This window comes from Photorhabdus sp. S10-54, assembly GCF_963878145.1.
Classification (GTDB): Bacteria; Pseudomonadota; Gammaproteobacteria; order Enterobacterales; family Enterobacteriaceae; genus Photorhabdus; species Photorhabdus kayaii.
Window position 1 is genome coordinate 1 of record NZ_CAWNXG010000008.1, and the last position, 14,849, is coordinate 14,849.

Annotated in this window: 13 protein-coding genes; 3 read left to right on the plus strand and 10 right to left on the minus strand. The window is 41.9% G+C overall.

Going from position 1 to position 14,849, the window contains the following annotated elements; genetic code table 11:
- Positions 1–17: 17 nt before the first annotated feature.
- The 5 genes from AACQ83_RS06015 to syd all read right to left on the minus strand — a co-directional run bounded on the left by AACQ83_RS06015 (position 18) and on the right by syd (position 4,353).
- Positions 18–1,043, minus strand: coding sequence for an IS630 family transposase (locus AACQ83_RS06015; protein ID WP_112879849.1), 1,026 nt, complete (start codon positions 1,041–1,043; stop codon positions 18–20).
- On the minus strand, positions 1,021–1,413 hold the full coding sequence (locus AACQ83_RS06020; protein ID WP_112876508.1) for a hypothetical protein: 393 nt from the start codon (positions 1,411–1,413) through the stop codon (positions 1,021–1,023). The genes AACQ83_RS06015 and AACQ83_RS06020 overlap by 23 nt, the downstream gene beginning before the upstream one ends.
- A 782-nt stretch (positions 1,414–2,195) precedes the next feature.
- Entirely contained in the window at positions 2,196–2,942 is a 747-nt protein-coding gene (truC, locus tag AACQ83_RS06025) for a tRNA pseudouridine(65) synthase TruC (RefSeq protein ID WP_112876507.1), read from the minus strand.
- A 1-nt stretch (position 2,943) separates the two neighbouring features.
- A complete protein-coding gene (locus tag AACQ83_RS06030; protein WP_112876506.1) occupies positions 2,944–3,276 on the minus strand; it encodes a YqcC family protein in 333 nt (110 codons plus the stop codon).
- 522 nt (positions 3,277–3,798) lie between these two features.
- Positions 3,799–4,353, minus strand: a complete 555-nt coding sequence (gene syd / locus AACQ83_RS06035) for a SecY-interacting protein (protein WP_112876505.1) — start codon at positions 4,351–4,353, stop codon at positions 3,799–3,801.
- A 163-nt stretch (positions 4,354–4,516) separates the two neighbouring features.
- On the opposite strand from syd, the gene queF reads away from it, so the two are divergent.
- The 3 genes from queF (at position 4,517) to xni (ending at position 7,676) form a co-directional block, all read left to right on the plus strand.
- Positions 4,517–5,365, plus strand: a complete 849-nt coding sequence (gene queF, locus AACQ83_RS06040) for an NADPH-dependent 7-cyano-7-deazaguanine reductase QueF (protein WP_112876504.1) — start codon at positions 4,517–4,519, stop codon at positions 5,363–5,365.
- Between the two features lie 122 nt (positions 5,366–5,487).
- Complete coding sequence (gene ppnN / locus AACQ83_RS06045) at positions 5,488–6,855, plus strand: nucleotide 5'-monophosphate nucleosidase PpnN (protein ID WP_112876503.1); 1,368 nt, start codon at positions 5,488–5,490, stop codon at positions 6,853–6,855.
- Between the two features lie 62 nt (positions 6,856–6,917).
- Positions 6,918–7,676, plus strand: a complete 759-nt coding sequence (gene xni / locus AACQ83_RS06050) for a flap endonuclease Xni (protein WP_112876502.1) — start codon at positions 6,918–6,920, stop codon at positions 7,674–7,676.
- Here xni and AACQ83_RS06055 read toward each other — a convergent pair.
- The 5 genes from AACQ83_RS06055 to prtA form a co-directional block, all read right to left on the minus strand.
- Positions 7,673–9,046, minus strand: coding sequence for a TolC family outer membrane protein (locus tag AACQ83_RS06055; RefSeq protein ID WP_112876501.1), 1,374 nt, complete (start codon positions 9,044–9,046; stop codon positions 7,673–7,675). The genes xni and AACQ83_RS06055 overlap by 4 nt on opposite strands.
- 2 nt (positions 9,047–9,048) lie before the next feature.
- The gene (locus tag AACQ83_RS06060; RefSeq protein ID WP_192880981.1) at positions 9,049–10,377 is read right to left on the minus strand and encodes an HlyD family type I secretion periplasmic adaptor subunit; all 1,329 of its coding nucleotides are present in this window, start codon (positions 10,375–10,377) and stop codon (positions 9,049–9,051) included.
- A gap of 66 nt (positions 10,378–10,443) precedes the next feature.
- Complete coding sequence (locus AACQ83_RS06065) at positions 10,444–12,174, minus strand: type I secretion system permease/ATPase (protein ID WP_112876499.1); 1,731 nt, start codon at positions 12,172–12,174, stop codon at positions 10,444–10,446.
- Between the two features lie 60 nt (positions 12,175–12,234).
- Positions 12,235–12,639 (minus strand): protease inhibitor Inh/omp19 family protein, encoded by a 405-nt coding sequence (locus AACQ83_RS06070; RefSeq protein ID WP_192880980.1) that lies wholly within the window; start codon positions 12,637–12,639, stop codon positions 12,235–12,237.
- A gap of 53 nt (positions 12,640–12,692) precedes the next feature.
- On the minus strand, positions 12,693–14,147 hold the full coding sequence (gene prtA / locus AACQ83_RS06075) for a serralysin (protein WP_275658140.1): 1,455 nt from the start codon (positions 14,145–14,147) through the stop codon (positions 12,693–12,695).
- Positions 14,148–14,849 lie beyond the last annotated feature (702 nt).

Here is a 14,849-nt window from a genome sequence, read left to right on the forward strand (position 1 = left end):
TATATACCCAATAAACTTCAAAATGCAGTTTTTAGCACCTGAAAATGGTCGTTAATTCTGGACGTCAGCGAGTCCGCTATATCAGGTAGCGTTGTAGTGAAAAATTTGAACACTTTGTCTCGAAATTCATGTTTATCCGCGAAATAACGGTTATTTCGAACCTGTTCATTCATGACCTTCCATAATCGCTCTATCGGGTTTAAATTTGGGCTGTATGGAGGAAGGTAATGTAATTCAATATTGCTAACATAAGCCCACTCCTTCACAAGATGAGCTTTGTTGTAACCCGCCCCATCCACAATAAGATGAATTTTTTGATGATAGTCAGGATAAGACTTTCTTATTTCATTAAAAAAACAGCAAATATTGTAGTCATTGAGGGTTTGATATTCCTGGAACACGGTACGACCAATGGCATTCAGGTTGAGCGCGCCCAATAGATTCAGGCGAGTCCGGCTTCCTGTTGTTTTGACTGTTTTTTTCTCGCCCTTTCGCATCCAGCCATAACCGAGTTTGGTACCTTGAGTCGGGTGAACCGCGTCAAGAAAAAGGATGGGTTCGTCTTTCGCTGTAACTTTAAGATTTTCATAATATTCAATAAATTGTCGCTGTTTTTCTGCGTCGAATTTATGAGGGACGCCACAAGGTTTTTTATAACTGAATCCATTATGGTGCAGCCATTTATTCATGCCGGGAACGGTGTAACTGATATTCCACGCTTCTTTGACAAGGTGGATAACCGCCTGTGTGGTGGGCAGAAGATTCGCGGTCAGATAAGCGATAAGTTCCTGCGTCTGTGTTTCGCTGAGGTGGCTCTGAGAGCCGCCATTGTCGGGCTTGAGTTTGCGGTGATTAAGGTAATCGCTGATATGACGATTAACGGTCATTTCATGCAGGCGCAGGGCCTGAGCGATCATGACAGAACTCCAGCCCTCAGAGGCCAGCAGGACCGCTTTGATGCGATCACACTCCCGCTTATCACGGCAGGTGTGATGAAGGTGTTCAAGTTCGGCTTTTTGTTCATCGGTAATGAATATTTTCATGATGGATACCATGAACCTCATTTGGGCGAAAATCAAGCAGTTTCAATGAGCACGGGTATATACCTAATAATATTTTTGCATCATTAATTTTATATCCATCTTCTAATTCTATTAATTTTCTCGGAGTTGGTTGAACACCATTAAGTAAAACAGGGTTATCTTTAACATGAATAGCAGCATATTTCTCATGCCTCTTAAAATGATAAAACTCTTCTCTAATACTACGAGGCAACTCTTGTGCGAAAATTGAGGCTCTTTCTAGAAAGTCATATTGATTATCTAATTTCTCATCAAAAACAATATGATCTATTAAATCTTTAATCACTTTACTTTCATTTTGATCAGGTTTAATTTCCTTAATATATGTCATCTTCCTACTCTAATATAGTTAATATAATAAAGACCAATTTGGTTCAGGGAATTTATATTTTTTTAGTTTAAAACAAAATTTCATTTACATTTATTTACATTTTTATTATTTCCAAAATTTCATTTTATTCATAAATTTCAAAAATTTACATTATCATTGTAGAAAAAACATCTTTTTTCAAATCGAACAAAATATTTACGAAAATAATATTTAAATCCATTTTTTCAAAAAATCATGCATTTTTTATTTAAATACTAACGTAATATTACACTAGGAAACTTTTAATCTAAACAAGGTAGAAACTGAGTGTTTGTTTATTACTCATCGTATTAAAACCAACTATCAGTACTTTATCCATATAGGCTCTATTCATGTTGGCCTGTTTTCGTTTGCCACGAATACTGGTTTTTTTATTGTTTCCGCACGAAACATATTCAAAGTCAGATCATATACAAGCCAGAATTTCAGCAGTATCACCAGACTGGTTCTTAAATTTACGCCTAACTCAACGCAATAATACTTTGAGCAGATCGTTTCTCTTGTAGCTTTACTAAGCCTCGACTGAAAAGGTATATCCAAGGAAGTCGAAACGGGTGTGTTCATACCCGTCCTTTTGTTTCCCGTCTTTGCGCTTTGCAATAAGTAATTCGGGTTTTGTCAGGGTGAAACATTCCATCTACTACGCCAGCAACATACCTACAAAGCAAGACTGGGTTACTGTCGTAGAGAGCTTGCTTTGCTTGTAGTACTGGCGGGGTGGCGAGAGTCGACGACAGCTTTCGCTAATTACTATCATATTCCAAATCGGAGATAATACCTTGCCAGCCAAATTGTTGTATTAAATGCTGCCATGATGCATCCCATTTTGCCGTAAGCGATAATTTATCCCCCGTAACAGGGTGATCCAACTCAAGACAACTGGCATGAAGCATCAACCGACTGGTTTGATAATGCGCGGTAACCCCTCTGTTTTGCCGTAAATCGCCATGTGCTGTATCACCAATAATTGGGTGACGAATATGTGCCATATGGCGTCTTAATTGATGTTTTCGGCCTGTTTTCGGTGTCAATTCCAACAAACTAAAACGTGATGTAGGATAACGACCTATTTCTACCGGACACTCCACCGTTGCCAGTGGTCGGTAATAAGTCACGCAGGGCTGAGCCTCTTTATCACCCTCGGCAAATTTATCCGCGATTTTATCCAGCTCCTCAACCAGAGCGTAATCAATAATAGCTGATTCCAACACATAACCGCGCACGACGGCGTGATAAGTTTTTTGTAACTGATGATGTTCAAACTGTTGAGAGAGCTGACGGGCAACATCGCTGGAAAGCGCCATCAGCAATACGCCTGACGTCGGTCTATCCAGACGGTGTACAGGGAAAACATGCTGACCAATCTGATCACGCAATGTCTGCATAACAAAGACAGTTTCGTGACGCGCCAACCAGCTACGATGAACTAACCACCCCGCTGGCTTGTTAACTGCCACAATATGATCATCCTGATATAACACTTCCAACATATCAGACGTTATCCTGCATAAATAAGCGATCCAACGCACGAAGATGTTTAAACAGTTGCTGGTAACGCCCGGTAGTATCTTCTTTATAAGACTCCTCAAAATAAGGCGCGATAGCAAATGCCGTAGGCAACGCCAATCCCTGCTCCAACAATGCATACATTCTCGGAATTAATACCCACTGCAACCACTCTTCAGCTAACATCCTATCAATGGAAAACGGCTCAACACTTTCGAAAGCTTCCGGTTTAGGCGGATGACTCTGCCACAAGTCAATTTCCCTCATGGCTTCTTCAATTAACTGTAATTTATACAGAATTTGTTTTGCAGTACTCATATTTTCAGCCTGACTCAGTTTTTATTCAAAACAACCAAGTTAGCAAGAATACCATCGATACCCTTTAGCTGAAAATTTGCTTGCTCCACCAAATAAGAGAAGGGAGCGCACAAGCGCTCCCCTTAAGTTAAATTCTATAGCAGTCCCGCTAATAACACGCTCCCTGCTCACTCCTTGACAAATTGTCCCTAGTTGGTTATCCCTTACCCATCATTTTATTTGTTGCATATCATCCTGTTATGCATTGTGTCATCCTGACCATCATCACTCATCTGTCCTTGAGAAATTGTGCGCAATGATTCCTTTCCTGCTGAGGACAGAATGAATTAATTCTTTCGATGAAACAAGCTACACATAATGGAACCAGTAAGTCAGGGCAGAGAATAAAATCTGTGATTATTTATAGGCTATTGAAATAAAATGAAAATAATAAACTAATGTGAAACTCACAAAAGTAAACTATGATATCTCTTACATGAAGTGTAAGAGATATCTCACAAAGGCAGCGTTAAAAATCGGGGTCTAACGCATAGAGACAGGTTCAATTGCGCCAAGAAACTTAATTAAGTCGGTAAATAAGCGCTTTCGTTTATGACTGCCAAACTGTTCCAAGATCACTTCACCGGTCAAATTACACAGAGAAATGATACCCATATCATCTGATTCCATCGTCGCAATAAACGCCGTTGGCGACAGTTTCAGCCGTTTCTGTGTCACCAAATGCCCTATCAAGTTTTCCTGTAAACGGATAAAGTCATCCTCACTCCAAACCTGAATCAAACTAAGCCGTTGACCTTCAAACGTTACCGTCATATCACCGGCCAATTGTGATGTATAAAAATCATGAATTGCTGGCTGCAATTGTATATCCAGTGCAACTTCGACGCTATTCAGCTTATCCTCTAAAGGAAAAGGCTGAGGAAGCCAATAAACTTCGTTGTCACCAGTTTGGGTAATACAAGGTGATGGTACACCATAAAGTTCACGGCTTGCAGGAGGGGCTCCGGTTTCCTTCTGCCACAAATCAACATAACAACGGGTAAAATTAGACAACGCTTCTGTAACATTAGAAATCATATTATTTTCAACCGGTAACTGTTAGGGTGTACTTATGTTAAGGTGTACTTGGCAATTTCATAGTAAACCAAAGATAGTAAAATGAGCGAACAAATAAAATTCAGACAAACGCGTTAACTTGCTAAACTTAAGCAACCACTATTATCAGATTTTGAGGAATAACATGTCGTTATATCGGGATCACCAAGCTCTTGAGCAACTTACTCTGGGTAAAACCACTTTATATCGTGACCAATATGATGCCAGCTTATTGCAAGCTGTACCCCGCAATATGAACCGTGAACCGCTGGAAATTTTCCCTGATAATTTGCCATTTCATGGCGCTGATATCTGGACACTGTATGAACTGTCATGGCTGAATAGCCGCGGTTTGCCACAAGTTGCTGTCGGGCACGTTAGTTTAAATGCAGAAAGTAAAAACCTGATTGAATCTAAAAGTTTTAAGCTCTATCTGAACAGCTTTAACCAGACTCGTTTTGAAAATTGGCAGGCCGTTGAAGAAACACTACAGCGCGATCTGGCTGCTTGTGCTGAAGGTGAGGTAGAAGTGACACTTCATCATTTAGATCATTTCAATAACCAACCAATCGCCGCTTTTACCGGTGAATGTATTGATGATCAAGATATTGAAGTAACTGAATATAATTTCAACCGTCATTATCTGCAAGATGCAGCACAAGGCCCACAAGTGGAAGAAGTTTTAGTTAGCCATCTGCTGAAATCTAATTGCTTGATCACTCATCAACCTGACTGGGGATCTGTCCAGATTCACTACAAAGGGTTAAAAATCAATCGGGAAGCATTGTTACGTTACTTGATATCATTCCGGCATCACAATGAGTTTCACGAACAATGTGTCGAGCGTATCTTCAGCGATTTACAACAATTATGTGCACCAGAAAAGCTCTCAGTCTACGCTCGTTATACCCGTCGTGGGGGATTAGATATCAATCCGTGGCGTACAAATAGTGAAGGCTTTGTTCCAGCAACAGGCAGATTGGCACGTCAATAAATCCGTTTTAAATCTGCTTTCCTAAACGCAATTCGTGAAAAATAAGCTGAAATAGGGCATGTAATACATTCAGTTTAGTGATATTGATATGTAATCCATACACGGTATACAAGGAGTCATTCTTGATCACACATATCAACCCACTCGGCTCGATGGATTTATTATCTCAACTTGAAGTAGATATGCTAAAGAGTACCGCAAAAAGTGATCTGTATCGCCTGTTCCGTAATTGCTCACTGGCCGTACTCAATTCAGGTAGCCAAACCGATAATAGCAAAGAGCTGCTCTCTAAATACACCGATTTTGAGATTAACGTATTGCGCCGTGAGCGCGGGGTAAAACTGGAACTGGTGGATCCACCAGAAGATGCATTCGTTGATGGAAAAATTATTCATTCACTACAAGCTAACCTGTTCGCAGTGCTGCGGGATATCTTGTTTGTCCATACTCAGATTACCGAACCAGGACAACAAGATTATTCCGATTCAGAGAATAGCGCGCATATCACCAACAGAATATTCTCTATTCTGCGCCACGCCAGAGCACTGCATACCGATGAAGATCTCAACATGATCGTCTGTTGGGGAGGCCACTCAATTAGTAAGCAAGAGTATCAGTATGGCCGTAAAGTCGGTAATCAGCTTGGGTTACGTGGACTGAATATCTGTACCGGCTGTGGCCCTGGAGCAATGGAAGCACCGATGAAAGGTGCGGCTGTCGGCCATGCCCAACAGAATTACAAAAATAGCCGTTTTATTGGTATTACCGAGCCATCAATCATTGCGGCTGAACCCCCAAATCCATTAGTGAACGAGTTGATTATCATGCCAGACATCGAAAAACGTCTGGAAGCTTTTGTTCGTATCGCTCATGGTATCGTTATTTTCCCAGGTGGTGTCGGTACAGCAGAAGAATTGCTTTATTTACTAGGTATTCTGATGAATCCAGAAAACCAAGAGCAAGTACTGCCATTAATTCTTACCGGACCAAAGGAGAGTGAAGACTATTTCCAGGTTCTGGACGAATTTATTGTTCATACATTAGGCGAAGATATACGACGCTACTATCACATCATCATTGATAATGCGCCTGAAGTTGCCAGAATAATGAAAGAAGCGATGCCATTAGTGAGAGATAGCCGCCACAGTACCGGTGATGCATATAGTTTTAATTGGTCAATGAAAATCAATTATGATTTGCAACAGCCGTTTGAACCATCCCATAAAAACATGGCTGATCTTAATCTCCATCCTGATCAACCATCTGAAAAACTGGCAGCGTCACTGCGCCGGGCTTTTTCCGGAATTGTTGCAGGTAATGTGAAAGAGGTGGGTATTCAAGCGATTGAAAAACAGGGTCCATTCAAAATCCACGGGGATGCTAAAATAATGCGCCATATGGATAAGCTACTGAAAGACTTTGTGGAACAGCATCGAATGAAGCTACCGGGAGGCACCGCCTATGAGCCTTGCTACGAAATTATCAAATAAAATTACCTGAAAAAATATCTGCGCTCCACGGATGGAGCATTATGCTATTTAAGTGATCCCATATGATACACCTTCTTATTGTTGATGCTCTTAACCTTATCCGACGCATTCATGCTGTACAGGGCAGTCCATGTATTCCTGCTTGTGAACATGCACTAAGGCAGCTTATCCAACACACTCATCCCACACATGCCGTCGCAGTATTCGATGAAGAGAGTCGCAGTCACAGTTGGCGTCACCAGATATTACCTGACTATAAAGCCGGTCGTTCGCCCATGCCTGACAATCTGCAACAAGAAATGCCGCAAATCAGAACATCATTTGAGCAACAAGGAGTTGCCTGCTGGCACGCAACAGGACATGAAGCTGACGATCTGGCAGCGACACTGGCCGTAAAAGTGACTTCTGCTGGTCACAACGTGACGATTGTTTCTACTGATAAAGGGTATTGCCAGTTACTTTCACCCAATATCCGTATCCGTGACTACTTTCAAAAACGCTGGCTGGATATGCCATTTGTTCAACAAGAGTTTGGCGTTTTACCAGAACAATTAACTGATTATTGGGGACTGGCTGGGATAAGTAGCAGTAAAATTCCGGGGATTCAGGGGATCGGGCCGAAAACCGCTGCCACTTTATTGCAACAGGCCGGCACACTAGATAACCTCTTTCAGAACCTCGACCAACAACCCGATAAATGGCGCAATAAACTAGAATCTAATCAAGAAATGGCATTTATCAGCCGGGAAGTTGCGTCATTACGTACCGATCTGGCTTTAAATGGTAATCTGCAACAACTCCGGCTGACAACAGTAACCTAACGAAAATACTTCGCTATCTTATCCAGATGTTCGCCTCTTAATTCTCCGGCCTCACTAAGCAGGCCGATCCAAGCCTTAATATAATTATATTTTGCTTGTGAGAGATCGCGTCGAGCAGTATATAACTGCTGTTCAGCATTCAAGACATCCACATTAACCCGCTGCCCAAGCGCAACACTTTTACTGGTCGCGTCTACCTGCAAGCTAGCTGATTCAACCGCCATTTCATAAGCACTAATCCGTTTTTCACTATTTAAGTACTGATTATAATTGCGGCGTAATGCATTGAGGATTTCTCCAGCCTGAGCATCAAGATCATATTTAGTCCTGCCATAGTGGGCCGCCGCCTGACGTACAGAGGCAGACGTAGCACCACCATTATAGATATTCATGCTCATCCGTAAGCCAATGGTATCGGTTCGATATTTTTGATCTACAGTATTATCGCTACTGGATTCGTTTTCAGAATGGGATGCATAGAACTCCAGCTTAGGTAAATAGCCTGCCCGGTTGCGCTGCACTTCATGGTACGCGGCTTGCACTTCCTGACGAGAGGCAGATAAAACCGGGTTGTTAGCCAATGCCAATTTTTCCCACGCCTCATAACGCTCAGGCGACAATCTCAATACATGGAAACGCTTTTTATCTGATAGCCGTTGCACAGGCAAATCTACAGGGAGAGGAACGCCCACAATTAGCTGTAAACTTCGGATTGCCGCATCTAAATCGTCTTTGGCTGCTATCTCATCGGCAATCGCCTGACTGTAACGAGATTGCGTTTCCACCACATCAGTACGTGTCCCTTCACCAGAAGTAAATAATTTCTTATTCAGTTCCAGTTGCTTTTCATAAGCCATTTTCTGCCGTATGACTAAATCAATCTGATCCTGCGCATAAGCCACATCCACGTAAGCATTCACAACCCGAACAGCCAGTTGCTGAAAATCTGCCCGAAAACGTTCATTGCTCATCAAAGTGTGAGCCTGACTGGCTTTATAACGAGCCCATATTTCAAAATCGATCAACGGCTGAGTCAATACAACAGCCGCGTTATAACTGCTATATTGGCGATCCCGGCTGCTAGTTGTCTTCCTGCCCCAAAAGTCATACCCAACAGATTCCATATGTTGCCAATTCCGTGGTGAATTCTGGTAAGACATCATTACTTTAGGTAACAACTCTGCCCTGCCGAGCTTTTCATACTCTGCCCCCCCTTCCCGCTCTTTCACTGCGGCGAGAAAAGTAGGATCATTTTCTAATGCCAGCGCATAGGCTTCAGTCAAACTCAACGCCCATGTAGGAAAAGAGAACAGACTGACGCTGAAAAGAATCAGCAAACCAATTGATAAAGAAACATTATTCAGTTTCATAATCACTCCTCTATCAACGATGTTGAAGCCCGATCCCACAATGGCTTAAACAGATAGCTCAACAAAGAGCGGGAACCCGTTTTGACAAAGACCTCAACCGGCATTCCTGGCCTGATATCCAACCCTTTCAGTTTTTCCATTCCCTCAGGAGCGACAACTACTCTCATCTGATAATAAGGTTGACTGGTTGTTGGATCGACCAACCTATCCGCGGAAATCACGGCAACTTTTCCTTCAACTTTTGGCGTCCGATTCTGGTTAAAAGCGGTGAACATCAGATCCACATTCAACCCTTTACTAATCTTATCTGCCAAATTAACCGCAACACGCGTTTCCACTTCAAGCGCCATCTGGTCCGGCAGAATTTCCATTAACTTCTCGCCAGGAGCAACAACCCCACCTTGGGTAAAAATATTTAATCCCACAACCGTGCCGTCAACCGGCGCCACAATTGAGGTATGAGTCAGTTCAAACTGTGCTGTATCCAGCTTATTTCTATATTCACTGGCAGAGACCTGCACCTCCGCTAATTGCGTGCGCACTTCCCGCTGATAGTCAGCTGTGCGTTGAATAATACGCTGCTGTGTTTCCTGTAACTGTTTTTCAAGCTGACCTGCTCGCCCTGCCATTTCCGCTATGCTGCTGTTGAGTTCAGCCTGTTCACGCAGAAGTTCCAGATAACGATTACGCGGAAAATAGCCCTCATCCGCTAAAGATTTCAGATTAGTTATCTGCTCCTTAAGCGCCGCCTGCTGCATACGCTTACTGAGAAGAGAAGATTTCAGCCCTTTAATTTGAAAATTTGTTCCTTCGACAGACTGTTCAAGCCCTCGCAAATCGCTTCTCAGCACTTCACGGCGTGATACAAAAAGTTGTTTTTGCAGTTCGATAATCTCATTCACCCGTGGTTCAGATTGTAATTGCTGTAATATGTCGGGGAAAATTAACGCTTCATCACCATGCTGCTCGGCTAATAAACGGGCTTCCGTTGCCAGCGTGGTATACAGTTGATCCTGAAGTGCATCAACCTGCGCCTTTGCCTGCACCTGACTAAGCTGGACGAGTGTCTGACCTGCTTTGATTGTTTCTCCTTCAACAACCTTAATCTGGCTAATAATACCGCTTGCCGGGGCCTGAACTGTTTTACGATTACCATCCACAACCACTACACCAGAAGACGCGACTCCTTTATCCAACGGTGCTAACGCGGCCCAAATGAGAAATCCTAGGATCCCCACACCAATCACTAACCATCCTAGTCGCAAAAAATGCCTTTCTTCCAAAGGCAACAATCCTTTTTCATCTCTTACCGGCGTAATCTGATCAGACATATCCACTCCCGGACAGAAATCTCCGTCTCAGCTATTTGATATTATTATAATTAAATGCACATTTACTTATGATGCCTGCGCGACTGCCTTGGTCGCAGAATGTTCCTGACTATTATTTCTTTGTGATAAAGCGGCCATCACCTGTTGAGATGAACCGAACATCTTCATTTTCCCCTGAACCAGTAGCAATATTTTGTTTGTCTGTGATAGCAATGAGGTGCGGTGAGTAATCACAATCACAGTCTTTCCTTGTGCTTTTAACTGAGAAATCGCCTCATTTAATGCTCTTTCCCCTGCCTCATCCAGGCTGGAATTAGGCTCATCCAACACGACCAATGACGGCTCGTCATATAACGCACGAGCAAGGCCAATTCGCTGTTTCTGCCCACCAGATAATCCAACTCCGCCAGCACCAATCACGGTGTCATAGCCCTTATCAAGTGCTAATATCAGCTCATGAACGCCCGCTTTCTTTGCCGCCCGTACCACTTTCTCTGGCTCCACTTCATTAAAACGAGCAATATTTTCAGCGATAGTGCCACCAAACAACTCAATATCTTGCGGTAAATAACCGATTGAGGAGCCCAGTTCATCTTTATTCCACTGATAAATATCTGCATTATCCAGACGAACAACGCCTTCCTGTGCCGGCCATATTCCGACCAGTAACCGGGCAAGAGTCGATTTCCCAGACGCACTGGGACCAATTAATCCCATCACATCACCGGCATCCAACGAAAAGCTAATATCCTGTAAAACAACCTTACTGTTTCTTCCCGGCGGCGCTGCGGAAACTTTATCCACGGCTAAACTTCCTTTTGGCGCCGGCAATGACATCCCCGGTTTGCGTTCCGGTTGTTGTTCCAACAGGTTGGTTAACCGTTGCCATGACAAACGAGCACCACTCCAGCCTTTCCAGGCTTGAATCAGTTGTTCAATCGGTGAAAGTGCCCGTCCCATCAAAATTGAAGCCGCAATCATCATACCCGGCGTAATATGCCCACCAATCGCTAACCAGCCCCCTAATCCAAGGATCAGTGACTGCAAGGCCAAACGCACTGTTTTAGTGACTGAATTAATCACTGAAGCCCGCTCACTCGCAATGCGCTGGAAATCCAGGAAACGCTCATGTAATCCAAACCATCTCCGACGTAGCACCGGCAACATACCTAACGCCTCTATGACTTCGGCATTACGTAAATTAGTGCTGGCAAGACTTGCTGAACGTAGAGAGAGTTTACTGGCTTCGGATAACGGCTGACTTGATAACCACTGATTCAACACAGCCAAGGCAATCAATACCAGCGCGCCTCCCAGTGACAATAGACCAAGCCAGGGGTTAAAAAGAAAAATAACGAGCAGATAGATTGGAAACCAAGGGGCATCAAAGAAGGCAAACAAGGCATTACCCGTCAAAAACTGGCGGATATTGGCCAAGTCATTGAGCATCTGACCGGCATCAGTAGTGCCATTTTTCAGATTCGATTCATAAGATGCGGTATAAACCCGGTTATTCAGCTTCATATCAAGCTGGCTGCCAATACGGATAACAATCATGCTACGGATATATTCCAGCATTCCCATCATGGCAAACATGCCGAGAGTAATCAGAGTCAACATCAGCAAAGTGATTTCATTGCCCGACGGCAATACTCTGTCATAAACCTGCAACATATAAACAGACGGAACTAACATCAGCAGGTTAATAAAAGCAGTGAACAACCCGATAGCCCAGAATACCCGGCTACGAGCACGAATGACATCAGTAATTTCATCCTTCGGGAGCAGTAGTTTCACATTATTTCCTTATTTTTATTTTTTTAAAAATATAACTATCTGATGTTAATGTTTCCTTTCTTATTCATTTTTCTTATTAGTCTTATTGGGCTTTATCATTAATTCCCGACCATCGGCAAAGCGGGCAAACCAACCATCTGGCTCATGAGCAAAAAAAGCCAAACCACTCCCCTGTTCATCAGTAATTGTGAGCCCATCTGGAGTTGGCCGCCAACCGGCAGGCACTTCACCAAACATATACGCTAAACAATCGTTATCACCATTAAGTGACCAAATTGATCCCTCTGGTAAGGGATGGTCAGTCAATAACACATCGCATTGTTGATGTTTATCCGACAATTGCCACACGCCTTTCAATTCACTCGCGTGTGGGAGATCAAGACTACTAGCCATACTTCCTCCGATAATGCTGAATGTCAGAGCAACAAAGAATGCAAATTTCAGATACCAAGCCGCAAAAACCATGCCGCCTCCAAACAAATAACCGCATCTAAGTCAGATGCGGTTGTGTTGTTGTGTTACGAAAGGATGAAATCAGACTCTAATATGGGTTCTCCAACAATCTTCACCCAAAAATCATCGTAGGAAAATTTACCGCCCAAATTAATGGCGAAATCATTCACCTTATCAACAGTGTTATAACGAAGCACAGCTTCTCCAACTTCACCAGTGAATTCCTCTACAAATTTAACGCCACCCTTCCCGGCTTCACCCAGATCAAACAGTGACACATCAATCTTGTCTTCACCGGAAACAAAGTCATGGATCCAATCACGCTCAAGAGGAGGTGATTCCTTGGCACTCAGGTAGACAAAGGTATCTTTGCCTTCCCCACCCCAAAGATTATCTGCCCCTAAGCCACCGTAAATAATGTCATCACCAGCTCCCCCTTTCAAAGTATTGGCGGCATCATTCCCGATTAAAACGTCATTACCACTGCCACCAATCGCATTTTCAATTGTGACGCCACGGGCAATAGAGACGTTTCCTTTTAGTCCACCGACATCAGAGAAAGAGGCTTCATTCAGATTGATACGTTGATCTTGAGTAAAACCAGAGAAATCAAACGTATCATTGCCACCGGTATCCCAAGCGGTGAACAACAGTTTGCTGTTCTCATCTTTTGCGGTATAGAAGTCACGATCTGTGTTGGAATTAAAACCATATACGGTGTCATCGGCACGGATGGTATTATTCGCGCCATATACCGCCTGAATGGCAGAAATATCATTAAGTAATGGTGCGGAAGAATAAATACCTTTAAAGTCCTGCCCGGTATTTTTTTCACTAAAATAACTCATAACAGTATAAGCACGGCTGTCTTCAAAATAAGTCGCGCTGTTCTTATAAGTCGGGCTTACCTCATCAGACGCATTATAATCAGCCGGATGTTGCAACCCCAGAGTATGACCAATTTCATGAGTAAGCGTTTGACGGCCATAACCATTCACGTCAATATCGTTGTTTAAGAAAGTACGGCTTTTTGCATTATACCAAGTTCCTAACTGTGTCTTCTCTGGTCTTGGCAGATAAGCAAACGCATAGCTCCCTGTCAAACTAACATCAAAGAACCCAAAGGTGACATTTGCCTCTTTAACATCAGTGGTTTCAACGAAATTAATATTAGCAACATCAGCCCAAGATTGTATTGACAGTTTTGCAGCAGCTTTTTGTTCATCATTAAATGCTGAAAATTCAGAAATATGCCACGGCATATTATCCGGTTTACTCTCCAGGAAAGTATACTTTAATTGGAAAGCTTTAGATTTATCGTCGTCCTGATGCCCCCAACGATAATCACCCCGGATTAATTCTTTAGCAGCATCTTTACTGGGCTCATGCTCAACGACAATATTAGAATCCTTACCTGGTATATAAGCCTGTAACCATTTCAGCAACTCATTTGCCTTTTCTGAACCGCTAACGTCTTCCGAGTATGAAATTTTCTTCTTTAAAGACATATATTTCTCCATAAATTCAGGACTTAGATATAAAATTCTTTTTATTTAATTAAATACAAGTCAATAAAACCTGAAAACAACAGACCGCCCCTGGTCATACAAATTAACAACTAAAATCCCTTTCACATAAACGTAACACTAAAGTTAATTATGTAAAAAGCAATTAACATATTTTTTTAATATAAACGTGATAAAAATAACATAAAACAAATAAACGATTGTTTTATATAACATAACTATTTAAGGCGAAAAAAATACCGCTAATTTCTTAGCGGTATTTTCTTATGCATTAATTATCGATTATTTGACTATCTATAAAGTAAACTTTAAAAAATTTATAGAATTATTGTTGATAATTTTAATAAGTAATTATCCCAATCCGTTATATAAATAGAAGAGTCTAGAATAAAAAACTTCCTTCAACGCAATACTGCGGGGCATAAGTATATATAAGAGGTTTAAATCAAGTAATACCTATATATTATTATTTAATAAAGCAATAACAACTTGATTAAATCAATAAAAAACATATATCACAGAGTAGTTAATACTTTCCTTATTCTAAATCATTTTTTACCAATATAATTAAATTATGGTTTTGAAGAATTAAATAAGAAGATCCATATATCTGATTAAATACCCTTAAAGACAAGGTATAAAAACCAATAAATCAATGCATTCAAAAAGATATCAAATTTAAAATAGCAAACTTAA